This window comes from Acidaminococcus sp. HCP3S3_H5 (assembly GCF_052122235.1).
Lineage (GTDB): Bacteria > Bacillota > Negativicutes > Acidaminococcales > Acidaminococcaceae > Acidaminococcus.
The window spans coordinates 173063-198446 of record NZ_JBQKCS010000007.1 but is presented as its reverse complement, the minus strand read 5'-3'; the positions used below and the strand labels follow the sequence as shown (position 1 = coordinate 198446).

The following is a 25384-nucleotide window of genomic DNA, read 5'->3' as shown; positions in this document are numbered from 1 at the left end:
AAAATTTGCATGCAAATTTAACATTCGGCTCCAGACTTCAGACTCCAGACTTGAGCCCCTACCCCGCTCTACAGCAACGGGGGGGGGGGGGGGGGGGGGCGGCACCCCCCCCCTCTTTTTTACTTCCCATGATGCTTTTCACTGTCTTCCACGGTCCGCACCCTTTCGATGGTGGGCTTTCCGTGTCTGTCTTTTTCGATCACGTCGATGCGGATGTATTTCAGTTCTCCGTCGAATTCCTTCACCAGTTTCCCCAGGGTCCCATCCTGGTCCAGGGCCGGGTTGGAACCAGCTCCGGCCATAATGGCCCGGTAGATCACCGCGGCGAATTCGTACCGGGTCATCATCCGGTTCCCTTTGAATTCTCCGTCTTCGTACCCTTCCACAATGCCTGCTTTGGCCAGTTTGGTCACGTAGTCATAGGCCCAGTGGTTTTCAGGGATATCCGGGAACAGGGCATCCTTGTCCACCTTCATCACGGTCCGGCCGGCCATCTGGTTCATCAGGGTCTTCAGCTGCTGCATCTCCCCTTCCTGCTTGGCCACCAGTTCCTTCAGGCCCCGGATTTCCTTGGCCATGGCCACCCGGCTGTTGGATACGTGGTTGTGCTGGCCCAGCTTGAAGGTGGCGCCAATGTTCACCATGTTTTCACCGCCGCCGGTGCTGCCCCCCAGGCTGAACATCACGTCCTCGTTGGGCCGGTAGAAGGCCCCCAGGGCCACCGCATTGGCGCCGCTGTAGCTGCCGGCCCCCACGGCAAAGTCCAGTTTGTCGTCAGGATCGAAGTCCAGGGGATGGAGGGCGGCCAGGGCTGCGGAGTTGGCCCCTACCCGGTCCACCCGGGCACCCAGTTTATTCACACTGTTGCCCAGCTGGTTGATGGCCCGGCCGGTCTGCTGGAGCTGGCTCACGTTCACCGCATCGGTCGGTGCCGTCCCCGGTGCCACATTGTGGATCTGGTTGCCGCCCATGTCCACCTTGCCGTCCTGGACAGTGATGGTCCGGTTGGCATCCCCGGTCTTCACGATCAGCCCGCTGTTGTTGATGGTGGTGCTGCCGGTGGTGACGCTGTTGAGGCCGGTCAGGTCTTTGGCCAGGCGTACATTGAGGGTATTATCGTCCCCTCTCACGATACCGATGTTTTTGGCATCGCTGACGTCTGCGGCACCGCCTTTGATGTTCAAAGTCTTGCCCAGGTCCACGGTCACATCTTTGCCGTCATCACCCTGGAACTTGCGGCCGCTGTTCACCTTGTCGCTGACCGTCTTCAGCTGATCTTCCGTAGCGGCCCGGCCGTTCTGGATGTGTTCTCCATCCCATTTCCGGTTGTCCAGACCGTTCAGGTAGTTCCCGTCTGCCGGATTGCTGTCTCCCGCTGTATTGGACTGCTTGCCCAGAGTCATGGTGCTGTCACCGGACCCGATGACTACCTGGCCGTTGGAGCCCTTGATGGCAACCTGCTTATTGGGATCATTGCCCAGGATGATATCATCATTCAGGTTCACCGTATGGTCATCCTTCACGGTGATATTCTTGCCGCTCTTGGCTTCCGAAGCCTTTGCTTCATTCTTGGCCAGCTGCTTCACATCCCCGATGCTGGCCGCATTGTTGTCGCCGGCATCGGCATACTGCTTGCCGTCAATGCCGCTGGCAATGTTGGTAATCTGCTTGGCCCCGCCGTTGATGCCGTCTTTGGTGATGGTGATGTCACCGACTTTGACTTCGTTAGTCTTCACCCCATCTTTATTGATGGTCGTTTCGCCAGCCTTGATGCTGCCGTCTTTAGTCAGGTCGACATCTTTATTCAGTTCAACTTTGATGGCTCCATTGTCTATGGAAGTCTTGATGTTGCCAGCTTTTTCCACAGTGCCATCAGCCTTGTAGGTCGTGTCACCTTTAATCTGGATAGCCTTGCCCAAATCCTGCTTGACAATCTTGTCAGCGCCTTTTTCATCAGACGTCAGGGCAAAACCACCGCCCTGGTTCTGATTGGTGATGGAGCCGACAATATCGCGGAGCTGCCCTTCCGTAGCGGCCCGGTTTTCCGTCACATGGTCCTTGTCCCACTTGGTGTTGTTCAGACCAGTGATGTAGTTACCGTTGGCCGGATTCTTGGTGTCGGAATTGGTCTGTCCGCCGATGGTGATTTTGTTGTCACCGCCCACCATGACCTTGGTGAAGTCCGGCGTATCGGTCATGACGATTTCCAGTCCGTCGCCACTCTTGCGGACGCCCAGGTTCTTGCTGGATGCCTTGGCTACAGCGTCTTTATCCAAGCCGCCTTTGATGGACAGGGTCTCATTCAGCTTCCGGGTGACTTCCTGGCCGTCGTTGCCCACGAATTTCAGCCCGTCGTCCAGGGTGGCCACGGTCTGGGCATTCTGGCCATCCTTATCGGTATAGACAATGCGGGTGATGTCCGTGCCGCTAAGATTTTCCTTGCCGGTCTTGCCATCTTTTCCTGCCTGTCCCTTTTCCGTCTTGATGATGGTAGTACTGTACCTCTGTTTACCGTCGGTCCCCGGGAGACCATCTTTGCCGGTGAGGCCAATGGAGCCTTCCTGACCGTCCGCACCGTCTTTGCCCAGGGCCAGATTGTCGTTGAGCTTGATGTTGTAGGTCATGAGGCCATCGCTGTCTCTTTCAGCAGCAATCATCAGGTTGCCGTTCTTTTTGTCATATTCCCCATAGGTATTGGTCCCCGGATCAGCGGTTGCCGGATCAGACTTGTCGTTGACCGTGACCACGGTACGCTTGCCGGCAGCTGTGGTGGCATTAGTGATGGCTTCACTGACTTTGGCCAGCTGATCTTCGGTGGCAGCCCGGCCACTGACATAATCCGGGGCCGTTACACTCCAGTCCTTATTGGACAGACCAATCGTATAACTGCCATCAACCGGATGGTTGCCCTTGTTGGTGGTCAGTTCCGTGTTGGTGAAGTGGCCAATCGTAGCATCACCGGCCTGCAGGGTGCCATCATCCAGATTTACATGTTTGGCCAGCCGGATGTAGAGCTTGCCATTATCATCTTTTGTCACACCGATATTGGCGTCCGTCAGGTCACCCTGGGCTTTGCCCACGATATCCAGCCGTTTATTGAGCTTCTTGTTGATGACTTTTGTATCATCATTCTGGCCGTCATCGCCGGCGAACTTCAGGCCGTCATCGAGCGTAGCTACGGTCTGGGGGTTCTGCCCATTTTTGTCCGTATAGACGATACGGGTGATGTCCGTGCCGTCCACGCCAGGTTTGCCATTCTTGCCGTCAGCACCGGGCTGTCCTTTTTCCGTACGGATTATGGTGGTGGTGATGCCATCAGCGCCGTCTTTCCCGTTGATGCCGATGTACCCATCCTTGCCGTCATTCCCGGCTTTGCCTTCCTGGCCTACCACCACGCTGTCCGCAGAGATGTTCTTGTCCATGAGTACATGGATGGTGGTGTTGCCATCCGCATCCTGTTCCACGGAAGTCAGCAGATTCTGACCGGAGTATTTGTCCAGTTCTTTCGTGCCGGCCCCCTTGATGTTGATGGTGCTGTTCAGTTTATTGCCCACCGGATTGGCTGTCTTGCCGGCCACCGGCATATTGGCCCCGAATTTCAGGCCGTCATCCAGGGTGGACACGGTATGGGTCGTAGTGCCGGCTTCACCGTCCTGATAGACAATGCGGGTGATGCCGTCGGTGCCGTTGACACCAGGCGTACCATTCTTGCCATCGGTGCCATTCTTGCCGATGGTCTTGATGATGGTGGTCACTGTGCCGTCAGCGCCGTCCTTGCCGGTGATGCCGATCTGGCCGTCTTTGCCATCCTTGCCGCTGACTGTCACCGTGTTAGCCGTCAGGTCCTTGTCCATCTTGATGGTGATATTGCCGTCGGCATCGACTTCGGTGGTCAGGTTATCTTCGCTGTAGTCATGGCCTGTCTTGAGATCACTGCCCTTAATGGTCACTTTGCCGCCCAGTTTGGCATTATAAGCCGTGCCGGAGTTGGCCGCGAAATTGAGTCCTTTATCCACTTCTTCCTTGGAAGCCAGGCCGGAGAGCGTGATGGTCTGCTTCGTTGCTTCTGTACCATTGGCATCCTGCACAGTGATCGTCAAATCACCATTATTATCAACGGTGTACTTGCCGTCCTTGCTGGCAGGGTTCTTCACCAGGCGCATATCCGACTGCATGACTTTATCAAGGCTTACATTGAAGGTAGTGCCGTCATTCTTGGTCATGATCAAAGTCTTGCCATCATTCGACACTTCGCCCCTGGTGACATAGTAATCGTGAAGATTGGAAATCGTGCCCTCGAGGCCATTGGTGCCGGTAAGAGCCGCCGAGCCTTTGCCGGATTCATCATAGGTAGCATTGCCGCCGGTGATGTATTTATCGCCGTCTACCGTGCCATGCTTGATATCTTCGGCAACCTGTTTGAGCTGATCTTCCGTAGCCGCCCGGCCGCTCTGGATCTGACTGCTGTTCCAACTCGTATTTTCTAATCCAGTGATATAGTAGCCCGGGCCGGGGTTGGCGCTATTGCCGCCGGACTGCTTGCCGATGGTGATGCCGCCGGTGTAGCTGCCTGAAGCATCCTTATCGCCTGTTACGTTAATCGTCGTAAAGCGCACCGTATCATCCGTTCTCACAGTAACATCGTCGCCGCTGCCGGAGATGATGATGTTCTGTCCCTGCTTGAAGTTGACCTTCCTGCTGGTAGGCGTCACATCTTTCTGCTTGCCGTCGTTGACATCCAGTTCCCAGCCGGCATTGACCGTGTCAGATACCGTCTTGAGCTGGTCTTCCGTAGCCGCCCGGCCGCTGACGATACCGTTGGCATCGGGGTTCCAGGTCGTGTTGGTCAGGCCCGTGACAAAGGTGCCGTCTTCCGTCTTGGCCTTGTCGCCATCCTTCTTAGTGGTGGCAACGCCGGTCTGACTGCCGATGGTCACGCCACCGATGCTGCCCTTGCCAGTACTGCCATCAAAGCTGACTTTATCACCAACCGTAATAGTGCCCTTCGTACCGTCGATGGTAACTTTCTTACCGTCATCGCTGCCCAGCGTGATGCTGTCGTTGAGCTTGACCGTGTTCTTGCCGCCGGCAGCCGCATCATTGTAGGTGACGGTGATATTCGAGTCGCCAGTGAGCTTGGCTGCATCCGTGGTGCTGCCCGCGATATTCTTGACATCGCCGATATTGGCGCCGTTGGTGTCCGTGTTGTAGGTCGGTTTTCCATCAGCCGTGCCGTCGGAGCCGCTTCCCATGTTGTTAACCTGGTTGCCGCCAAAGGAAATCTGGTCGCCGTTGATGATGACGTTCTTGGTCTCATCGCCTGCATTGTTGGTAATCTTGATGCCGCTGTCGTTCTGGACGGTCTTGCCGGTGGTGACGGAGTTCAGGTCCTTGAGGTCCTTGGCCAGTTTCACGGTCAGGGTGTCGGTGCCGTTGGAGACCACGCCGATGTTGTTATCGGTCAGTTTATCCTTTTCCGTCACGCCGCCGTTGATGGTGGTCTTCTGGTTCATGGTCCGGGCAAAGCCGGTGTTGTCCAGTGTGCCATCGGTCTTGATATCGCCGGCGTAGATCTGGCCGTCATCCATGGTGGCGACTTCATACGTATGGCCCTGGTCATCCTTATAGTGGAGGCGAGTGGCCTGGGTGTCATTACCGGCGGAGGTGATGTTCTGGCTGTCCGTCAAGGTCTTGGTACCGTAGGCGGCATTGGTATCCGCCTTGGCCGCCTTGCCGTCCTTGTCCGTCAGGTCCGGATTGCCGGCAAAAATCACATCGCTGGTGGTAACCGACGTAAAGGCCGGATTCTCGTCCATGAGGATGGAGATATCCCCGTTTTCCGCAATCCGGGTGGTCAGGTTGGCGGTACTGTAGCTGTGGTTAGCCGCTTCGTCGCTGGCCTTGATGGAAATCGTATCTCCCAGTTTCCGGCTGACCACCTTGTAGCCCTTGTAGTTGTCCGTGGTGTTGGAAGCATCTTTGGTGTTTGTGGTGAAGCTCAGGCCCGCCCCTTTCAGCTGGGCCACGTTCACCGCATCTGTATCCAGGGACCCGGCTGCCACACCGGTGATCTGGCGGGTCAGCAGGCTGCCTTCCGTGTCGTTGCCGATAGCAAGGGCGTTGGCATTGGAAACCCAAGCCGCGGAAGTATTTGTGCTGGCAGTTCCTGTCAGCACATCATAGCCCTTGGATCCGCTGGCACGGTTGGCCAGAGCCCCGCTGCCCAGAGCCACGCTGTCCGCCAGGGTTGCCTTGGCGCCGCTCCCGATGGCGGCCGCGTTAGTTGCAGCGTCTGTTGTGGTAGCGCCGAGGGCCGCCAAAGAATTCTTGCCGGCGGCGATGGAATTCTCACCAAAGGCGGTGGAGTTCTCACCGGAAGCAAGCGTCTTGTAGCCGAAAGCCGTGGCACCTGCCGCAGCGGCCTTGGTGTCGTTGCCGAAGGCCGTGGCGTAGTCGCCAGAAGCCTCGGTGGAATAGCCGAAGGCCGTGGCATCTTTATAGCCGTCGATGTTGTAGCCGTTCGTTCCTTCATGGGCTTTCGTCAGCACATTGTCCGGCGTAATGGCGACTTCTGTACCATTAATCGTAGTTTTGGCTGAAGAGGTCTTCTTCTGGCCATTGTAGACTTTACCGTTCGTACCTGCCGACGTATCAATGGTAACATTTCCATTGGCATCGACATTGACCTTCCAGAGACTGCCCTGATAATCACGGACGTAGGTGTTGCCATCCTTGCCGGCCAGAACCACATAATCGTGGAGTTCGCTGCCGCTGTCGATTGGCATCTGCTTGATGCCGGCAGTATGAACTTTATTATCAGCAGCAGATGTGTACGTGTAGGCAAGATTGCCATGGACATCCATCTGTTCTGTCTTATTCGTGTCATCTTCCGTGTATTTGTTGGTCACAGCACCATTCTCGTCGAGTTTGGCACCAGCGATGGTATCCGTGCCCCAGGCCGTTGATTCTTCATCGGCGGCGACAGTGGCGTTACCCCAGGCTGTGGAATACTGTGCCAGAGCACGGGTACGGTTGCCAAAGGCCGTGGCGCCCGTGGAAGAAGCGCGGGTATCGTTGCCGAAAGCGACGGAGTCATTGTACTTGGCAATGGTCTTCTCGCCAAAGGCCAGGGAACGGCCGCCGAGAGCCTGCGTGTCTTCGCCGAAAGCCACGGACTGCTGGCCACTGCCGTCATCTGCACCTGCCACCGTATTATGGCCAAAAGCCAGAGAAGCAGCACCTTTAGCCTGAGCACCCTGGCCAAAGGCCGTGGAAGATGCACCGCTGGCCGTATTGATAATATTGACAATATTTCCTTTTTTATCAGTGGTTTCCAGCCCGCCAAAGGCCGTGGCATACTGGCCCGTAGCCTTGGCATTCTTGCCGATGACCGTGGCACCCTTTCCCTCTGCCTGAGCGCCATTGCCGATGGCTACAGCAGAGTCGCCCGTCGCCTTGGCGCTGACACCGGCTGCCATGGAATTTTTAGCCACAGCACCTTCGTTGGTATAGTTGGTATCTGTTTCCGTATCGGGAGACCAGACGCTGTAGTCATGGACATTGACCTTCTGGGTGGCCGCTTTCAGCTGGGCCACGTTGACGGCATCCGTATCCAGAGTACCAGCAGCCAGATTGTTCAGCTGGCGGGTAATGGCAGTGGCAGTGATTTTGCCATCCCCATCCCGTTCTTCTGCCCGGCCGATGGAAACAGCTTCGTCCGTGGACTGCCAGGTTGAGGTATCATCCACAGAAGCCATGCCGGTCCGCGGGTCATAGCCTTCGATATTTTTATCCGCCCCGGATTTGGAATTTTTCCCCAGGACAATGGAGTTGGCCCGCCAGGCATTGGTCCCTTCGCCGATGGCAATGGCGTTTTCACCCCAGGCCCCACTGTTCTGTCCCAAGGCAATGCCATGAGCCGTGGTCCCGGCTCCGGATCCCAGGGCAATGCTGTAATTCCCCCAGGCTCCTCCGCCACCCAAAGAAACAGCATTTTGTCCCGTAGCATTGGAACCAGCCCCTACGGCAGCGGACTGGTATCCGGAAGACTGAGCATTATAGCCTACAGCCGTACCTGTATTGGAGGCTTTGGTTCCAGAGCCTATACCTGTACTTGCATAGGATACATTGGAATTGTAGCCCAAAGCCACGCCATAATTCTGATTTGTCGTAGCATTGGAACCGATGGCCGTAGAATAATTTGCATCTCCGCCAACATGGGCACCGCCAATGGCTGTTGCGTCCGTAACCGAATCATCATAATAGCCATTACCTTCCACGGTGGAACTCTTGCCGATAGCCGTCACATTCTTTCCTCTGGCACTGGCTCCGCCAACGGCCGTAGAATTTTCCCCTCTTGCTGAACTCATGTTCCCCAGGGCCGTAGAATAATTACCTTGTGCATTTGTTCCATACCCTGCCGCTGTAGCCGAAGAGCCGGAAGCCGCAGCACTCAAGCCCACTGCTGTAGAATTGCTTCCACCAGCAGCCGACTGAAAACCGACGGCCGTACTCTGGCCGCCGGAAGCGGTTGAACCACGTCCTACGGCAGTTGCATTATCGGAAGCCACACCGCCTACAGAAACGGCATTATCGCCCGAGGCTGTACCACCCACGGTAACGGCATGACTGCCACTGACTGCAGAATAAGCCCCAATGGCTGTACTCTGTTGACCCGTTGCTGAAGAGCCGCTGCCTACGGCCGTTGCCTGTGAATTTCCAGCTACACCGCCGATAGAAACTGCATGATCCGATGTGGCAGAACCGCCAACAGTGATGGCATACGGGCCGCTGGTGGATGACCCGGAACCAATGGCAACATTGTAATCACTGTTGGTATACCCGCCAATAGCAATAGAACTGCTACCGGCAGCACTAACCCGATTGCTGCGATAATCTGAACCGATGGCAATAGAATTACTTCCAATCGCATGTCCACCGATAGCCACAGCTCCTTCCTGCTGGGCACTGGTCCCGGAACCGATGGATACGCTGTCTTTCCCCATGGCTGCAGCCCGGTATCCGTAAGCAGAGGCATCTTCTCCCGACGCATAGGTCTGGGTACCCACAGCCGTGGCATTGTTCCCCTTGGCCACAGCGCTGACCCCGGCGGCCAGGGCATTGTCGCCGGTGGCGCCATCGTTGAGGTAGTTGTTGTTCCCGGCTGCATCCGTATCTGCTGTGGTCTTCACGCTGTAGTAATGGGTCATGGCGTTTTTCAGCTGAGCCAGGTTGACGGCATCACTGTCTTCACTGCCGGCGGCTACGCCGGTGATTTGGCGGCTGACGCTGCCGCTGCCTACGGAAAGGGCGCCTTCTGTGGATTTCCAGGCCAGGCCGCTCTGGGTGGACGTGGTGCCGGTCTTGGGGTCCCAGCCGGTAATGCCGCCGGAGCGGTCTGCTTTCGAATCTTTACCCAGAGCAATGGAGCCTTCCACGCTGGCATTAGTATTTTTGCCGATGGATACGGCATTTTCACTGGCCACAGCCGTATCCCCCACTGCTACGGCGGAATTGTCCGCAGTGGAATTGTACCCTACTGCCACGGCGTTGTTCCCGTTGGCGGTCACACTGGACCCGGCGGCGATGGAATTGCTGGCGGCCTGGTAGAGGGTGACGGAATAGAGTTTATCCAGGTTGTCGGATTTCTGGTAGTTGTATACCGGCTTGCCGTCTTTCTGGTCGGCCTTTGCGGCATCACTGGTGATTTCGGTTTTGGTGGTTTCTACCCCGGTATCCGGATCTTTGACCGTATAAGTATGGACGTACTGGGGCACAGTAGTGGTGTTGCCGTCGGCGTCCCGGAACACCTGGGGCACCTGGGTGGGATTGCCGCTGCTGTCCTTGTACCAGGCGGCATTGTCGGTAGATGTAGTCTTGTTGCCGTCTTTGTCGGCGTAATAGGTTATGGGTTTGTTGGTGATTTTTGCCGTGTTGCCGATGGCGGTGGAATTGTCCCCTTCAGCCTTGTTATTGTAACCTACAGCTGTGGAGCCGCCGGATTCAGTGGAGGTGTCCAGTTTATGGGCTGCCCCTTCCCCGTCTACCAACTTGGTATTGGCTGCATCCATGGGCTGGCCGTTTTTGGTGGTATCCCCTTCCGTTACGTTGCGGAGGGTATCGCTTTGGGTACCAATGGCAGTGTTATTTTCACCTTTTTTGTCAGTGCTTTGGCCTTGAACTACTTTCCCTACAGTCAGATTGCCCTTGTTATCGTAAGCCGCGGCGCCCCCATTGCCCAGATCAACCGTTTTATCCGCCGCCCATGCTCCTGAGGGCCAGGTGAGGCCCAGAGCCAGGGCCAGAGTCAGGGCATATACCCCCCCGGTATATTTTTCCGCTGGGAATGTTCCTTCCCGTGGTTCCGGGCGATTTCCGATACCACTACCCAGCTGTTCCGCACTTTGCTCCAGATGACCTTGTAGATCCTGTTCATAGGTCTCCCCCTTGCTCAATTTCACCGGAATCACCGTTTCTGCCATATTTCTATACTGTCTGTATTTTGGCATTCCAGTAACGATTTATTCTTATCAGCTGTAGATTTTCATTCCTGTCTGCAATCCATTCTGCTGAAATTACATTTCTCATTGTAATATGTTGTATTTCAGTCTTCAATAAGGAATTTACGCCAAATGAATAAAATTGTGATAATGAATAAAAGATGAAAATAAAGTGAGGAATTTGTGGATATTTGTATTTTTATCATTTTTGCAGTTGTTACAGGTAGATTGTGGGGAGCGAGTCTGTCGTTGGTCGTTCATCGTTGTGGAGACCAGATGCTGACGCATCTGGTTCTGAACGTATGGCCCGACCGACGGCCGGGAAGGACGACGGCGCCGGGTACTGCGGCGCCTAACCCACCACCAGCCTTGCGGCTGGTCCCCCGCCCTTGCAAAGGGCGGATATACGCTCGGGCCTTCGGCCCATTGTTTATTTCAGTACAAGGGCGAAGCCCACGTACTTGTTATCCGCCCTTTGCAAGGGCGGGGGACCGTTGCGCCTGCGCAATGGTGGTGGGTTAGCAGCCCCCTGGGCTGCGTTTCCATTCGGGAGCATTTGCCTCCGGCAAAAGGTCTCCTTTGGCGTGAGGCGGTCCGGCCCCACCGTCCCTGCTCTTCACTCTTCACTCTACACTCTTCACTATTTTTTTCATTCGTTGTTCCACCAACTGTTTTTTTCAGGTTCCCGGGCTATACTGGAACCATAAAGAGGCCCGGTCACCGAATACCGGTGCCGGGCCCAAAGTAAAGGGGAGTGACTGTTATGAAATTCAAGGTTAACGAAAATTGTATCGGCTGCGGGCTGTGCGAAGGGACCTGCCCTGCTGTGTTCCATATGACGGACGCCGGTGTGGCGGAAGCCATTCCCGATGTTGTTCCGGCTGAAGAAGAAGCCAATGCCCTGGCTGCCATGGAAGGCTGCCCGGCAAGTGCCATTGAAAAAGTAGAAGACTGAGAGTAAGGAAAAAAGACCGGCGGCTGCCGGTCTTTTTTTTGTCAGCGGTCAGCGGCCGATAGAGACCAGATGCTACCGCATCTGGTTTTGAACGTTTTTGCCCCCTGGGCGGCCGGGATGGGCTTGCCTGCGGCAAGCCCCTACAGCGTTGGGGTCAAAGATCCATCAGGAAAACCATAGGGACGGAATTGTCGGGGCATCTGTGTTTTTCTGACCAGCAGCCCGAATGTCCGACGGAGACGCCGCAGGGGCGGGCCGAAGGCCCGCCCTTCCCGGCCCTTACAGCTTCGGCAGCTTCTCCACTCCTGCCACCGGGCAGTCGTACTGGCCGTTGTTCTTGGCCTGGAATTCTTCTTTGGCGGCTGTCAGCAGGGCCGGGTCTTCCAGGACTTTCACCGCAGTCAGGGCGATGACTTTGCCGGCGGTGAGCATGCCTTTCTGGCCGATGCTGGAATTCACCTGGCCGGTTTTGTACCAGGAATGGCCCGGAGTGCCCAGGGCTTCGGTGGCCACGTTGAAGTAGTAGGTGGGAGCGATGAAGCCCACGTCCCCCACATCGGTGGAGCCGAAATCCAGTTCTTCCCGGTCGGGATCAAAGTCCTTGATCTCCGTATCCAGGGGCCGGGCCAGTTTTTCTTCCAGCCGGTCCCGGCCGTACCGTTTCAGGATCATGTCCTTTTCTTTGGTCTTCATGCTGTCGCTGAAGGAATCGGTAAAGGCTTTGGCCAGGGCGAAGTCCCGGTCATCCCATTGGGGCGCACCGATGGCGTGGAAGGCTTCGGTGGCTGCCTGGGCCAGGACTTTGTTGTTGATGTATTCGGAATAGCCGGATTCCCGTTCCACAGTGACCTGGGTGCCGCAGATGAGAGCCGCCCCCCGGGCCACGTCGTCCAGCCGGGGAACGATTTCCTTCACCTGCCGGTAATAGGGGGCCCGGACCACATAGCGGACCGCCGCATGGTCCTGGACCACGTTCGGGGCCCGGCCGCCCACGTCCAGATAGGCGTAGTGGATCCGGGCTTCCATGATCACGTGTTCCCGGAGGTAATTGGCCCCCACCCCCATGATCTCACAGGAATCCAGGGCGCTGCGGCCCAGTTCGGGAGCGCCTCCGGCGTGGGAGGTGATGCCTTTGAACTTGTAGGTCCGGCACACGTTGGCGTTCAGGTGGGGGGTGGCGGTGCGGTTTTCCGGAGCCGGATGCCAGGTAAGGAAGAAGTCCACCCCGTCAAAGGCCCCGTCCCGGGCCATGAAGGCTTTGCCGCTGAGGTTTTCTTCTGCCGGAGTACCGAAATACACCACGGTGCCCGGTTTGCCGGTTTCTTCCAGATAGTCCTTCAGGGCCAGGGCGCCGGCCAGTGCCCCGGTGCCCAGCAGGTTGTGGCCGCAGCCATGGCCGGGGCAGCCTTCGTGTTCCGGCTTTTTCACCGGGCAGCCCGCTTCCTGGCTGAGTCCCGGCAAAGCGTCGTATTCTCCCAGGATCCCCACCACCGGGCGTCCCTTGCCCCAGACGCCTTTGAAAGCAGTGGGAATGTTCACCAGATGACGGGTAACGGCGAACCCGTGGTGTTCCAGGGCCTCACAAAGGGTTTCGGCGGACCGGGTTTCTTCGTAGCCCACTTCCGCCAGTTCCCAGATTTTCCGGCTCAGGCCGATCAGTTCCTCCCGGTACCGGTCATCCACCGCCCGTTCAATGATTTTCTGTGCATCCATACCATCACGCTCCCTAGAATAGAAGATGGTTTCATTATAGCACAAAGAAGGGGCTGCTTTTCCAAGCAGCCCCTTTACTCACAGATACTTCTTCTCCAACCGTTCCAAAATTCCCAGGTAATGGTCCTGGACCCCTTTGGCCCCTTCTTCTTCCTCGAATTTCCTGCTTTTGGCGTCGATGTCCGCCAGGTCTTCCGGGGTCAGCTGGTTTTCGGCGAAGGTGTACACCACGTTGTTTTCCTTTTCCACGTGGCGCTTCAGCAGCCGTGCGTAGCCCATGGCTTCCGTCAGGATGTCCAGCTTGTATTCGGTCTTGGGATTCTTTTCGTATTCATCCAGGGCGGTGGCCAGGCTCATGGCGTGGTCCCGGCCCAGGTCGTGTTCCACCAGCATCCCGTGGGTCACCAGGTTGTCCGCCACCCGGCCCAGCTTCTGCACCATCACCGGGAACAGGAACTTTTCTTCCTTCCCGTGATGATGTTTGTCCGCATAGTTCCGGATGAAATCCACCATGTCCCGAAAATCCCCCACGTCCACCGGAGACAGTTCCAGGATCCCGATGCAGGCCTGGCGGATCACTTCCAGCATCCGGCTGATGTTCTCATGTTCTTTTTTCATGCACTCAATGCTGTAGGTCATGGTTCTTCCTCCTTCAGGCCGCTTTGGGACGGAGCACGTAATGGGTGTGGTCTTCCTGTTCCAGGGTGTAGCCGGTGTTTTCCAGCATCCCTTCCATCATGGCATCCCGCAGGATGTAGTACACCCGGGGGTTCACGTCCGCTTCCTGCCAGTAGCCCCCGTGGAGATCATCGGTCTGGTCCCAGGCGAAGGCATCCGGATTCTGGTCGGTGACCTGGTTCACCCGGTCGCAGGGCATGCCGTTCAGGAAGGCGTCTTCAAAGGCCCGGTAGATGGCGGAAGCATCGGCGTCCGAACCCAGAGCCCGGTCCTGGCCCACTTCCCGGGCCAGTTTTTCCAGTTCCGGCAGCAGGTTGTCGTTGTGGTGGAGCAGGGCGGACACCAGCTGGGCATAACGGCCTTCCGCATCGTGGATCCGGCCCTGGAGCCAGCCGTGGATGTTGGTGGTGTCGATCAGTTCGTCCAGAGGACGGGTTTCTTCCTTTACATAGTCAGCTGCCGGTTTGTCCCCGGTGCCCCAGCCCTGTTTTTCCGCTTCTCCGGCGATCCGGGCGATGATGGCTTCCTGGAGCTGGATCTTGCCGTACAGCCAGTGATGGATGGGTCCCAGAAATGCGCTCATGGTCTCCCCTCCCCTCAGTTTTCCGCCAGAGCGGCGTTCACAGCGTCAACCACCTTCTGAGGGTCCAGCCCGTGGACGAAGGCAGCGTCATTCAAAGATTCCATCTGGGAAGAAGGGCAGCCCAGGCAGTGCATCCCTACAGCCTGGAGAGCCGGGATGGCTTCCGGATGTTCAGCACAGATCTTGCCAACCAGCATTTCGCCCGTGATTTTCTTTGCGTTTTCCATTTTCATTTCCTCCATTGTATGATGATTTTTGTTTTTCCTTATCAGCAGAACCTGGCCTAGCGGCAGGTTCTTTGTTTCCTTACATGTCATAGTATACGGGAGGAACAAAAAAAGATATGTTGTTTTAACAACATATCTTGGTTTTCTTTATTCAGTTTCGGGATTTTCCGTCTCTTCCGTCTTGGCCTCTTCCAGGGCTGCGGGCTCAGGGTCTTCCACCCGGTGGGGATACAGCAGGGAATCTCCCCGGCCCGGGGTCAGATAGTACCCGTAATTTTTCAGATACCGGTACATGACTTCCACCGTGTGGAGCATCTTTTTCTGAGCGTCCTGGCTCAGGTCTTCCGGGCCGGCAGGAGGCGCCATGGGCATCCGCAGCACATTGGCCCCGCTCTGGACGCTGAGGATCTGGCCGTGGGCATGGATCCGCCGGATGGACCAGGGAGCCACAATGTTGGCCCGGGGGAACAGGATCCGCAGCACCGCCGTAAGCCGCAGGTATTCTTCCAGGGCCATCCGGTCCTGCTGGTAGAAAGGTGTCCCCTCTTCCGGCAGGAAGGGGGTCAGGGTGATGGAATGGGGAGCCAGCTCCTGGAGCAGGGTCAGATCCCGGACCAGGTATTCCGCCTGTTCATAAGGGGCTCCCACCAGGAACCCGGTATCCGTTTCAAAACCCAGGTCTTTCAGATCGTTGATGCAGGCGATTTTGGTGGACAGGGAATGGGTGGGAGGATGGAGCCGGGAAAAATGGAGAGGATCCGCGGTCTGGAAGCTGAGGAAATACCGCTGGGCCCCGGCCTGGTGGAGCCGGTGGTAGGACTGGCGGCTCCGTTCCCCGATGGACAGCCCCAGGGCACAGTCCGGGAACTGCTTTTGCAGGTTCCGGAGCAGGTTGCACATGATCATGTCCGTATAGTAGTGGTCTTCCCCGCCCTGGAGCAGGAAGGACCGGATCCCCATCTGGTACCCCAGTTCGCAGGCGCCCCGGATCTGTTCCCAGTTCAGCCGGAAACGGGGCAGGTCGTTGTTCTCTTCCCGGCGGCGGCAGAACAGGCAGTTCTGGGGACAGTGGTTGGTGAATTCCAGCACCCCCTGGAAATGCACCTTCCGGTGGAACACAAAATTCATGGCCTCCTGGGCCCCCCGGAACAGCTTGGCCCGGAGCAGAGGATCCTCCGTCAGCAGGAGTTCTTTATACTCCTCCTCCGTAAGCACGGAATATTCCTTCAGCTTGTCCACCAGATCCACAATGTCCACCCGCCCTTTCCTTTTGATTGCAGTACTTTTATTATACACTAGGTTGGATAAAAAGAGTAGGCAGAGTTCCTTGACAAGGGAAAATCACTACGATATACTAACTCTGTTAGCTTATGGAGGGGTGGCCGAGTGGTTTAAGGCACCAGTCTTGAAAACTGGCGATTCCGCAAGGGACCGTGGGTTCGAATCCCACCTCCTCCGCCAAATATTGAAAAAAGAGCTGTTGCCCGGGCAACGGCTCTTTTTTTGTGCGGAATGGGCCCCTCTGGGCGGCCGGGATGGGCTCGCCTGCGGCTAGCCCCTACAACCTTGGGGTCAGGGATTCACCACGGAAAATTCTGAGGACGGGGTTGTTGGAGGATCCGTTTCTCTGACCGTTGTTGTCAGTCCCCGATTCCAACTTTGTACGGCAGCCCGGCCCATGGTTCTATATCCGCCCTTTGCAAGGGCGGGGGTATCCATGCCCAGCATGGGTGGTGGGTTAGCAGCCCACAGGGCTGCGTTTTCATTCAAAAGCATTTGCCCATGGCAAATGGTCTCCTTTAGCGGGAGGCGGTTGATGCATGGAGCGGGCGGCCCTGCCGTCCCGCTCTTCCCTCTGCACTCTTCACTCTGCCCTTTCAAACATGCATGAATAACGGTACTGTGATGGAGGCTTCTCCAAGAACTTGTTGACACATACAATACCGTTCCCGTAATTGACTTTCCTGTCTTTCTGGCCTATAATGGAATCAGCCAGAAGGACAAAAGGTGCATACTTGCACGAATACCCCTGGGGGGCTAGCCCGGGGGTATTTTTTGGCTAGTTGCCGTCTTTATCGTGCTCGTCTAACCATTTGCGAATAAGGGTATTCCCACCTTCGCTGCAATTGAAAAAAGAGCTGTTGCCCAGGCAACGGCTCTTTTTTTGTGCGGAATGGGCCCCTCTGGGCGGCCGGGAGGGGCTTGCCTGCGGCTAGCCCCTACGGCGTTGGGGTCAGGGATTCACCACGGAAAATTCTGAGGACGGGGTTATCGGAGGATCCGTTTCTCTGACCGTTGTTGTCGGCCCCCGATTCCAACGTTGTAGGGGCGCAGGGCCGGCGGTCTTATATCCGCCCTTTGCAAGGGCGGGGGTATCCATGCCCAGCATGGGTGGTGGGTTAGCAGCCCACAGGGCTGCGTTTTCCTTCAAAAACATTTGCCCATGGCAAATGGTCTCCTTTGGCGGGAGGCGGTTGATGCATGCCCTCTGGGGGGACTTACGGTTTGATTTTTTTAACCGGATTCCTTACCCAGTTGCTCTCTCGATGCCTTACCTCTTTTTTACTATCTTCCTTCTCTTCCATCTTCAACCAGCCAGCCACTCGTTTTCTCAGTTCTTCGCTGAAGCCTTCCAGATCGTCCTGGGTGATGGCTCCTTCGTGGATCAGGCAGAGGATGTTGCTGAACATCCGGGACCTGCGCATTTCGCAGAGTACGCCTGCATCTTTTCTGTGTTCCAGGAGTTCATCCTCCAGTTTATGGAACCTTTCGGCTGCCTGGGTGTCTTCTTCCAGGATGGCTTTATACTGTTCCAGCAGGGTGGCCATGTAATTTCCCTGCCAACCTGGAAGGCGTTTTCTGAACAGTTTCCAATCGGATTCAATGCACATGGTTGAAATTTCTCCTTTGGTTTCATTCATCGTGGGTCGTTCGTCGTTGTAGAGGCCCCTTGGGCGGCCGGGAAGGGCTTGCCTGCGGCTAGCCCCTACGGCGTTGGGGTCAGGGATTCACCACGGAAAATTCTGAGGACGGGATTGTTGGAGGATCCGTTTCTCTGACCGTTGTTGTCGGCCCCCGATTCCAACGTTGTAGGGGCGCAGGGCCGGCGGTCTTATATCCGCCCTTTGCAAGGGCGGGGGTATCCATGCCCAGCATGGGTGGTGGGTTAGCAGCCCACAGGGCTGCGTTTTCCTTCAAAAGCATTTGCCCGTGGAAAATGGTCTCCTTTGGGCGGGAGGCGGTGGTGCATGGAGCGGGCGGCCCTGCCGTCCCGCTCTTCCCTCTTCCCTCTGCACTCTTCACTCTGCACTTTTATCCTGCAGCTTCCTGCACTGTTCCTGGTTCAGCCGATACCATTCTTCCCGGGGCATTTTGTCCTTCAGGAACCGGTCGTAGTACTCGTCCACCCGGCACAGGAGGGGACGTTCCTGGTAGATGCGGCACAGGCGGGTGGCTCCGTCGTAATGGCGGCACACCCCGTCTCCCCGGTCCAGGTTTTTGGCCAGGGGGGTGCGGCCCACTTTTTTACAGCACTGGCCGCATTTACTGCAGGGAAACATGGTCCAGGCCCTGTGCCAGCATTTTTTCCGATTCCGGGGTCAGGGTCCCGTCTTCCCGGAGGAGAGGGGTATCCAAGACAATTTTCAGGGTCTTGGCCAAAAGGGCCGCCTTCCCCACCTGCTGTTTTTCTTCCGGGGTGTACTTTCTCCAGTCGGTTCCGCTGTGCCGGAGCACGGCCTGGAGCTGTTCCAAGCTGGCGGCGAAATGGCCTTCCAGAGTGTCCAAAAGGCTGCGGATCTGGTCCCCCCGGGTCCGGATGGCGTCCATGAGGGCGATATTGCTGTCGCACCGTTCTTCGAATTCCCTGACTTCTTCCCGGTAGGCCCGGGCCTGGTCCATGGCTTCGTCGGCCTTGTTTTCCAGGAAAATGCCGGCCACCATCAGGGCCGGTGCCGCCACGATGCCGCCCAGCACTGCCGTGCCTCCGGCGATGCCCAGGCCGCCGGCAGCCAGGGAACCTCCTCCCAGCCAGGCCAGGGTGGCGTTGGTGGCGGCGGCCCCGGAAAGGCCGGCAATGGCAGTACCAGTAGAGGCGGTGGCCAGGGCTCCTACGGCTCCGTAGGCTCCCAGGGCCATGGCGCCTCCGGCCAGGCCCCCTTCCACGGCGCCGGTGGAAAATTCCAGGGCCTTCTGGGAAGCAGCGGCGATTTCCTTCAGGGCCGGGCTGTCCGGCCGGAAGTCCCTCAGTTCTTCCAGGCCCACGCTGTTCCGGAAATCCACGTTCTTGATCCGCCGGAATTCCTTCACAAAGGTCTGCAGGGAACCGGTAAGGATATTCATTTTGGTCTCCCCCAGCTGCCCGATGGCGGTTCCGGCCTGTTCCCGGGCTTTTTCCCGTTTTTCTTCCGCCCGCTTGGACCGCCGTTCGTACCGATGGGCCATGTCCTTGGCATCATTCATTTTGCTGACGGCGGAAACGGTCTTCTTCACTCCCTTGCCCCCGATCACCAGGGCAGCAGCTCCTAAAAGCAATGGAATCATGGTTTTCTCCTTTCTACAGAACAAAATCCTTGGTATCGTCTTCCATCAGGTTTTCGAACTCTTCCTGGGAATGGATTCCCAGATCCTGGCCAAAGGCCCCGGCGATCCGGTTCAGGCCGGCGGCCATCTGGTCGAAATCCCCCTCCAGGTCGGCCAGCACAAACTGGTCGTACCCTTCCTGGATGGCCCGGCCCCGTTCCTGGAACAGCCGGGTACAGGCGGCCTGGAAGGATGCCCGTTCTTCCCGGAGCCGGGCGATGTTTTCGGCGGTGATCCGGGCGATGGTTTCGTACCGTTTCCGGGCCGCACGGGCTTCGGCGGCGGCTGCCATGAACTGACCAGCAAAGGTGCCGTACAGGGCGCCGCCCACCAGGCTGCCCACCAGGGCTCCCACAAAGGGAATAGGGATCAGGGCCTGACCGGCAGCTGTGGCATAGCCGGTCCATACGGCAGCACAGCCGGTGTTCCCCAGCTGGGTGATGCATTCCGCGGTGGTGATTTTCCCCTGGCCGTACTGGAGCAGGGTACCTCCCACGGCCATGACCCCGGCCACCACCTTGCCGGGGAGGCCGGCCTTCACCAGGTTCTGGACCAGGGGCGAACTGGCACTGGACAGGGAACGGGCTATCACCGTCACGCTGCCTCCCAGGGCAAAAGCGGTGCCCCCGGAAGCGGCGGTATCCCGGACCAGATCCCGGAGGGCTTCTTCCGTGGTCTTTTCCCCTTTAATCACCGCAACTACATTGCCGGCCCCGGACAGGCAGGCGGTCATCAAGGCGGCTCCCTCAGCCGCCTGGGCCCCGGACTGGAGAAAGGCGTCTCCCATGTGCCCCAATGCTTTTTTCTTCAGGGTCCAGTCAATGGCCTTTTGGGCTTTTGCTTCGTCCTCCAGTGCCTGCTTTTTTCCCCCCTTGGTGAAACGGACCCCTTTGTCCCGGCGGTAGTCCTGGTTGTTGCCCATCTGGGTGTTGCTCCGGTCCCGCTTTGCGTTGTTGAAGCTCCGGTTGGTAATCTGCAGGTTGGCCTTCTGGTTCACCGCTTCCTTGATGTCATCGTTGGTAATCCAGGGATTGTCTTTGTATTTCTGAAATACCTTATGGACGGACTGGGTATGGTCCACTTCCGCCAGATGTTTCTGCCAGTCAGCACCGTACTGGGCTTTGGCCTCCTGTTTCCGCATTTTCAGCAGGTTGCCGGTGTAGGGATCCTTCGGGTCCCCCTGTTGGAAGGCCTGGTTTTTGGCAGCCCGGAGAGCCTGGGGATCTTCGTAGAGTTTCCGGTTGTAGGTGGGCGGTTTCCGGAATTTCTCCTCCAGGGCCGCCAGGGTCCGGTCCAGGGACTGGCCGGCCCAAAGACCCGCCCCGGCCCGGAAGGAAGCGGACCGGGCCTCCTCGGCCTGTTGTTTTTCGGTTTTGGGTTCGTTTGTCATAGGTGGCTCCTTTGCAAGGATTGATTCATTGTGGGTCGTTGTGGAGGCCCTCTGGGCGGCCGGGATGGGCTTGCCTGCGGCTAGCCCCTACGGCGTTGGAGTCAGGGATCCGTGGTTCTGGCGGGCCGCCGGTTGTGCGGCCTCTACGGATCCGTGCCGTCCCGCTCTTCCCTCTTCACTCTGCACTCTTCACTGCTTTTTCCTACTTTTTCTCCCGGCTGCATTTTTCCGCGTCCATGGCCAGGGCGAACATAAGGACGTGGAGGGCGTCAGCGGGGTCGTTGATGTCCATTACATAGGTGTCGGACAGGTGGAACAGTTCTTTGCCGATGGTGGCCACCCGGTTTCCCCGGGCATCCCGGATGGTGTAATCCCACTCCAGGAAGTTCCCTTCCACGGTCCAGCCGTTGAAATCGATGGAAAATTTAGGCGAAAACAGGGACAGTTTCTTGCTGATCCTGCCGATGTACCGGCCGCCTTCATACAGTTCGAATTTGGGCAGCAGGGTGATGATTTTTTCTTTCACCAGGCCCAGTTCGTGGCCCTGGGGGTCGCAGATCTTCAGACAGTGGCCCCAGGCCAGCTGGCCTTTCACCACATAGACGGTATTGCCGTTTTCGTCGTAGATGTCATAGCTGTCGAACCAGGAAAAGATCCGTTGACGGAACAAGAGTTTCATGGCCGCACCTCCCTTTTTGGTTCTATGGTACCACAAAAAGGGGCTGCTGCAAATGCAACAGCCCCTTTTCAGTTGTGAATTGTGAATTGTCAATGGCCGACTGAGTCTCGTACAATATCCAAAATATGGTTTCCCACGTCTTCCTTGCTCATAAGCTCCAGGCTGCGGATCTCTCCGCTGGGGAACAGGAGCTTCACCACGTTGGTGTCGGTGCTGAAGCCGGCGCCTTTCATGGTCACGTCGTTGGCCACGATCATGTCCAGGTTCTTCTTCCTGACCTTGGCGGCGGCGTTTTCCAGCAGATGCTGGGTTTCGGCGGCAAAGCCCACCAGGAACTGATGGGTCTTCTGCTGACCCAGCTGCTTTAAGATATCCGGGTTCTTGTCCAGGTCCAGGGTAAGGGTATCGTCGTTTTTCTTGATTTTCTGCTCTTCCGCATGATGGGGCCGGTAATCAGCCACGGCAGCGGCCATGATCACCACATCCACCTGGGGATAGGCTCCCAGCACCGCATCCATCATTTCCCGGGTGGTTTCCACGTTCTGGAACTTCACGTTCCGGGGAGCCGGGAGAGCCGTGGGACCGGATACCAGGAACACTTCCGCCCCTCTCCGGGCGGCGTCCCGGGCAATGGCGTAGCCCATCTTTCCGCTGGACCGGTTGCCGATGAACCGGACCGGGTCGATGGCTTCCCGGGTGCCTCCGGCGGTGACCAGAACCTTGAGGCCCCGCAGATCCCCTTCCCGGCTGGCCAGGAACCCGTCGATGAAGGATTTGATGTCTTCCGGTTCCGGCAGCCGTCCGGACCCGTTCACCCCGCAGGCCAGATGGCCGGCAGCGCTGGGCATGATGGTGATCCCGTCCTGGCGCAGGGTGGCCAGGTTCCGGACCACCGCCGGGTTGTTCAGCATATTGGTGTTCATGGCCGGGCAGATGATCTTGGGTTTGTCACAGGCCATCAGAGTGGTGGACAGCAGGTCGTCGGCAATACCGTTGGCCATTTTCCCGATCATGTCGGCAGTGGCCGGAGCCACCACCATCACATCGCACCAGCGGCCCACGGCCACGTGTTCCACATTGAATTCCGCGTTCCCGGCCCACAGATCCGTGGCCACCGGATTCCCGCTGATTTCCTTGAACAAAAGGGGCGAAACCAGATGGGTGGCGGCGTCCGTCATGATCACCCGCACCTGGGCTCCCGCCTGGACCAGCCGGCTCACCAGGGTCACAGCCTTGTAGGCGGCAATCCCCCCGGTGACCCCCAATGCAATCTTTTTGCCTTCCAGCACCTGGGGCCTCCTTTTATTTCTTCATTTCCTTCAGGTCTTCTTTGGTGGCAATGGTCACCAGGCCTTCGCCGATTTCGTGGAGGGCGATGGAAACAGGCTTGTTGGAATCGCACTTCACCAGGGCCGGTGCATGGTCCACCAGCTGCCGGGCCCGTTTGGAAGCCATAATCACCAGGGCATATTTGCTGCCCACTTTGTCAGCCAGATAGTCAATGGAAGGATCAATCATGGACATAGTTACATTCTCCTTTACTTCTCCTGCGCGTTTTCTGCGCAGTCACAGGTGCCGTTATGGCAGATTTCGTCAACAATGTAATAGGTGCGGCCCACCCGCAGGTGTTCCACATCGATGATCTTGCTCACCTTGTCGGTGGCCTTTTCCACTTCGTCGTTGACCACGATGTAGTCATACTTGGAAGCGTAGGCCAGTTCGCTGGTGGCGGCGCTGAGCCGGCGTTTGATCACGTCCACCGCGTCGGTGCCCCGTTTGTAGATCCGCTTGGACAGTTCATCCAGGGAAGGCGGCACAATGAACACGAACACTCCGTCGGGATAGCTTTTCTTCACCTGGAGGGCCCCCTGAGGGTCGATTTCCAGGATTACATCCAGCCCTTCCGCCAGTTTGTCCAGCACATACTGCCGGGGGGTGCCGTAGTAGTTGCCGTACACGGAAGCATGTTCCAGCAGGCCCCCGTTTTTGATCATTTCTTCGAACTCATCCCGGGTCTTGAAGAAGTAGTTCACCCCGTCCACTTCCCCGTTCCGGGGCTGGCGGGTGGTGCAGGACACCGAGTAGGCCATTTGGTCCCGTTTTTCCCGGAGCCGGGCGCAGATGGTGCCTTTGCCGGCGCCGCTGGGGCCGCTGAGTACCAGCAGAATTCCCTGAGGTTTATTCATTGGGTTCCTCCTTTTCTTCCGCAGCCGTATCATCGTCCTCTTCCGGAGTGGCGAACCGGTTGGCGATGGTTTCCGGCTGGAGGGCAGACAGTACAATATGGCCGCTGTCCATAATCAATACGGCTCTGGTCCGCCGGCCATAGGTGGCGTCGATGACCACACCCTTGTCACGGCCGTCCTGGACAATCCGCTTGATGGGAGCGCTGTCCGGTCCGATGATGGTGATGACCCGCTGGCCGGATACCATGTTGCCAAAGCCGATGTTGATCATTTTGATGTCCATAGATGATTTCTCTCCTACTCTTATTGTATATTCTGGATCTGTTCTCTTACCTTCTCGATTTCGCTTTTCATATCCACAATGGTCTGGATGATCCGGGCATCCCCTGCCTTGGAGGCTATGGTGTTGGCTTCCCGGTTCATTTCCTGGACCAGGAAATCCATCCGCCGTCCCACCGGTTCCTCCTTTTGGAGCAGCTGCCGGAACTGCCGGAGATGGCTGCGGAGCCGGACGGTTTCTTCCGTCACATTCACCCGGTCCGCGTAAAGGGCCGCCTCCTGGATCACCCGTCCCTCGTCCAGAGGCCCTGCCCCGGCTTCCTGGAGCAGGTCCCGGAGCTGACCGGTGATTCTTTCCCGGTATTCCGCCACCGTTTCCGGGGCCCGGGTTTCGATGGTCCCCAGCTGGGTCTCGATGGTGCCAATCCGTTTTTCCAGGTCGGCGGCCAGTTGTTCCCCTTCCGCCTTCCGCATGGCCAGCAGCCGGTCCAGGGCTTCTCTGATGGCCTGTTCCATCCCGGGCCACAGCCGGTCCAGATCCACCGTTCCTTCTTCCGGCACCAGCACATCCTCACAGCCGGCTATGAAAAACAGGTCCTGCCGGGAAGCTTCTTCAGTGGATCCCAGCAGGTGCGCAAGTTCTTTCAAACTATCATGATAAGCCTTTGCCAGCCCTTTGTCAACTTTTACCTGACGGCCTTCCGTCCCGGTATACACCGCTGTCACGAACACATCGGCATGGCCCCGGCTGATTTTCCCCAGCAACTGCTTCCGGATCCGGTTTTCCACCGGGTTCAGGAACCGGGGCAGCCGGAGGGCCAGCTCCGCATACCGGTGGTTCACGGTCTTGATCTCGATCTGGAAGGAAAAGTCCTTTTCTTCCCAGGCGCCCCGGCCGTAGCCGGTCATGCTCTGTACCATGTCCCTTCCCCCTTAGTTCATATTGGGCAGCTTCAGCACAAATTCCCGGGTACCGGCGTATTCATCGGTGGCCGCCAGCACCATGGTCCGGTTGGGGTCCACCTTGGACAGGTCGAAATAGACGAAGTACTGGAGATCCCACACATTGTTGTCCTCCAGTTCCCCGGACTGCTTGTTGAGGATCTGCATGTCCCGCTGGGAGGCATTGTTCAGGTTGCAGGCATAGGGTTCCAGCACATTCTGGCCCTGGTACATCCGCAGTTTCAGGTTCCTGGGCTCCAGTTTCACACTGGTGCTCAGGTTGAGACCCAGGGCCAGCACTCCGTCATACTGTTTGGCCACCTTCATGCCCTGGGGCACACTGGGGGTGCCCCCGTCCGCTGCGGTCTGCCGGGCATCCACCGCCGCCGTCAGGAAGGGGGTATAGACCACCACCCGTTCCCGGAGGCCGTAGGGATTCATCTGCTTCCGGTCGTAGACAGTCCAGGGAGCCAGCAGCTCTCCCAGGGACGCCCCCTTCCGTTCCACGCCGTAGACCTGGGCGGCCTGGATGGTGGTGGGCGTCAGGGGAAGCATGGCGAAGGCGGGCTGGGTGAGCAGCAGCAGGGCCGCTGTCAGAGTTCCGATTTTTTTCATGGTATCCTCTCCTCTATGGTTTGACCGAAAAGTCCAATACGGTTTATACTAATCAAT

Annotated in this window: 18 protein-coding genes and 1 tRNA gene; 2 read left to right on the top strand and 17 right to left on the bottom strand. The window is 57.5% G+C overall.

The genetic code is table 11. From position 1 onward, the window contains the following. Positions 1 to 119 precede the first annotated feature (119 nt). The gene (locus tag ACTQY5_RS09985) at positions 120 to 10481 is read right to left on the bottom strand and encodes an S-layer homology domain-containing protein (protein ID WP_441369155.1); all 10362 of its coding nucleotides are present in this window, start codon (positions 10479 to 10481) and stop codon (positions 120 to 122) included. Between the two features lie 781 nt (positions 10482 to 11262). Between ACTQY5_RS09985 and ACTQY5_RS09980 the strand changes: the two genes are divergently transcribed. Then, positions 11263 to 11454, top strand: coding sequence for a ferredoxin (locus ACTQY5_RS09980; RefSeq protein ID WP_154487323.1), 192 nt, complete (start codon positions 11263 to 11265; stop codon positions 11452 to 11454). A gap of 279 nt (positions 11455 to 11733) precedes the next feature. Here the strand turns inward: ACTQY5_RS09980 and ACTQY5_RS09975 are convergent, their stop codons facing one another. From ACTQY5_RS09975 to hydE, 5 genes are all read right to left on the bottom strand, one after another. Continuing rightward, positions 11734 to 13167, bottom strand: a complete 1434-nt coding sequence (locus tag ACTQY5_RS09975) for an amidohydrolase (protein ID WP_154487324.1) — start codon at positions 13165 to 13167, stop codon at positions 11734 to 11736. Between the two features lie 78 nt (positions 13168 to 13245). Beyond that, positions 13246 to 13806, bottom strand: a complete 561-nt coding sequence (locus tag ACTQY5_RS09970; protein WP_022488167.1) for a hemerythrin domain-containing protein — start codon at positions 13804 to 13806, stop codon at positions 13246 to 13248. Positions 13807 to 13819: 13 nt separating this feature from the next. Further along, positions 13820 to 14428, bottom strand: coding sequence for a hypothetical protein (locus ACTQY5_RS09965; protein ID WP_022488168.1), 609 nt, complete (start codon positions 14426 to 14428; stop codon positions 13820 to 13822). A gap of 14 nt (positions 14429 to 14442) precedes the next feature. Beyond that, on the bottom strand, positions 14443 to 14655 hold the full coding sequence (locus tag ACTQY5_RS09960) for a DUF1858 domain-containing protein (protein ID WP_022488169.1): 213 nt from the start codon (positions 14653 to 14655) through the stop codon (positions 14443 to 14445). Between the two features lie 147 nt (positions 14656 to 14802). Beyond that, entirely contained in the window at positions 14803 to 15912 is a 1110-nt protein-coding gene (gene hydE, locus ACTQY5_RS09955; protein ID WP_022488170.1) for a [FeFe] hydrogenase H-cluster radical SAM maturase HydE, read from the bottom strand. Between the two features lie 115 nt (positions 15913 to 16027). On the opposite strand from hydE, the gene ACTQY5_RS09950 reads away from it, so the two are divergent. Beyond that, a tRNA-Ser gene (locus ACTQY5_RS09950) sits at positions 16028 to 16116 on the top strand. A gap of 1037 nt (positions 16117 to 17153) precedes the next feature. On the opposite strand, the gene ACTQY5_RS09945 is transcribed toward ACTQY5_RS09950, so the two are convergent. The 11 genes from ACTQY5_RS09945 to ACTQY5_RS09895 all read right to left on the bottom strand — a co-directional run bounded on the left by ACTQY5_RS09945 (position 17154) and on the right by ACTQY5_RS09895 (position 25327). Then, entirely contained in the window at positions 17154 to 17546 is a 393-nt protein-coding gene (locus ACTQY5_RS09945; RefSeq protein ID WP_441369154.1) for a multidrug transporter, read from the bottom strand. Positions 17547 to 17954: 408 nt separating this feature from the next. After that, complete coding sequence (locus tag ACTQY5_RS09940) at positions 17955 to 18215, bottom strand: YkgJ family cysteine cluster protein (RefSeq protein WP_154487325.1); 261 nt, start codon at positions 18213 to 18215, stop codon at positions 17955 to 17957. Beyond that, on the bottom strand, positions 18199 to 19197 hold the full coding sequence (locus ACTQY5_RS09935) for a hypothetical protein (protein ID WP_154487326.1): 999 nt from the start codon (positions 19195 to 19197) through the stop codon (positions 18199 to 18201). Before ACTQY5_RS09935 ends, ACTQY5_RS09940 begins: the two co-directional genes overlap by 17 nt. A gap of 13 nt (positions 19198 to 19210) precedes the next feature. Beyond that, on the bottom strand, positions 19211 to 20626 hold the full coding sequence (locus tag ACTQY5_RS09930) for a hypothetical protein (protein ID WP_022488175.1): 1416 nt from the start codon (positions 20624 to 20626) through the stop codon (positions 19211 to 19213). Between the two features lie 202 nt (positions 20627 to 20828). Beyond that, positions 20829 to 21305 carry an LURP-one-related/scramblase family protein gene (locus ACTQY5_RS09925; RefSeq protein ID WP_022488176.1) on the bottom strand — a complete coding sequence of 159 codons (477 nt, stop codon included), beginning with the start codon at positions 21303 to 21305 and terminating at the stop codon, positions 20829 to 20831. Positions 21306 to 21394: 89 nt separating this feature from the next. Then, positions 21395 to 22594 (bottom strand): bifunctional phosphopantothenoylcysteine decarboxylase/phosphopantothenate--cysteine ligase CoaBC, encoded by a 1200-nt coding sequence (gene coaBC, locus ACTQY5_RS09920; RefSeq protein ID WP_022488177.1) that lies wholly within the window; start codon positions 22592 to 22594, stop codon positions 21395 to 21397. A 13-nt stretch (positions 22595 to 22607) separates the two neighbouring features. Beyond that, entirely contained in the window at positions 22608 to 22829 is a 222-nt protein-coding gene (gene rpoZ, locus ACTQY5_RS09915) for a DNA-directed RNA polymerase subunit omega (RefSeq protein ID WP_022488178.1), read from the bottom strand. A gap of 14 nt (positions 22830 to 22843) precedes the next feature. Beyond that, positions 22844 to 23491, bottom strand: coding sequence for a guanylate kinase (gene gmk / locus ACTQY5_RS09910; RefSeq protein WP_022488179.1), 648 nt, complete (start codon positions 23489 to 23491; stop codon positions 22844 to 22846). Continuing rightward, a complete protein-coding gene (remA, locus tag ACTQY5_RS09905; protein WP_022488180.1) occupies positions 23484 to 23774 on the bottom strand; it encodes an extracellular matrix/biofilm regulator RemA in 291 nt (96 codons plus the stop codon). The genes gmk and remA overlap by 8 nt, the downstream gene beginning before the upstream one ends. Positions 23775 to 23794: 20 nt before the next feature. Then, positions 23795 to 24691: a YicC/YloC family endoribonuclease gene (locus ACTQY5_RS09900; protein WP_195839586.1), complete on the bottom strand. Its 897-nt coding sequence runs from the start codon at positions 24689 to 24691 to the stop codon at positions 23795 to 23797. 12 nt (positions 24692 to 24703) lie between these two features. Further along, a complete protein-coding gene (locus tag ACTQY5_RS09895) occupies positions 24704 to 25327 on the bottom strand; it encodes a hypothetical protein (protein ID WP_022488182.1) in 624 nt (207 codons plus the stop codon). Between the last annotated feature and the right edge of the window lie 57 nt (positions 25328 to 25384).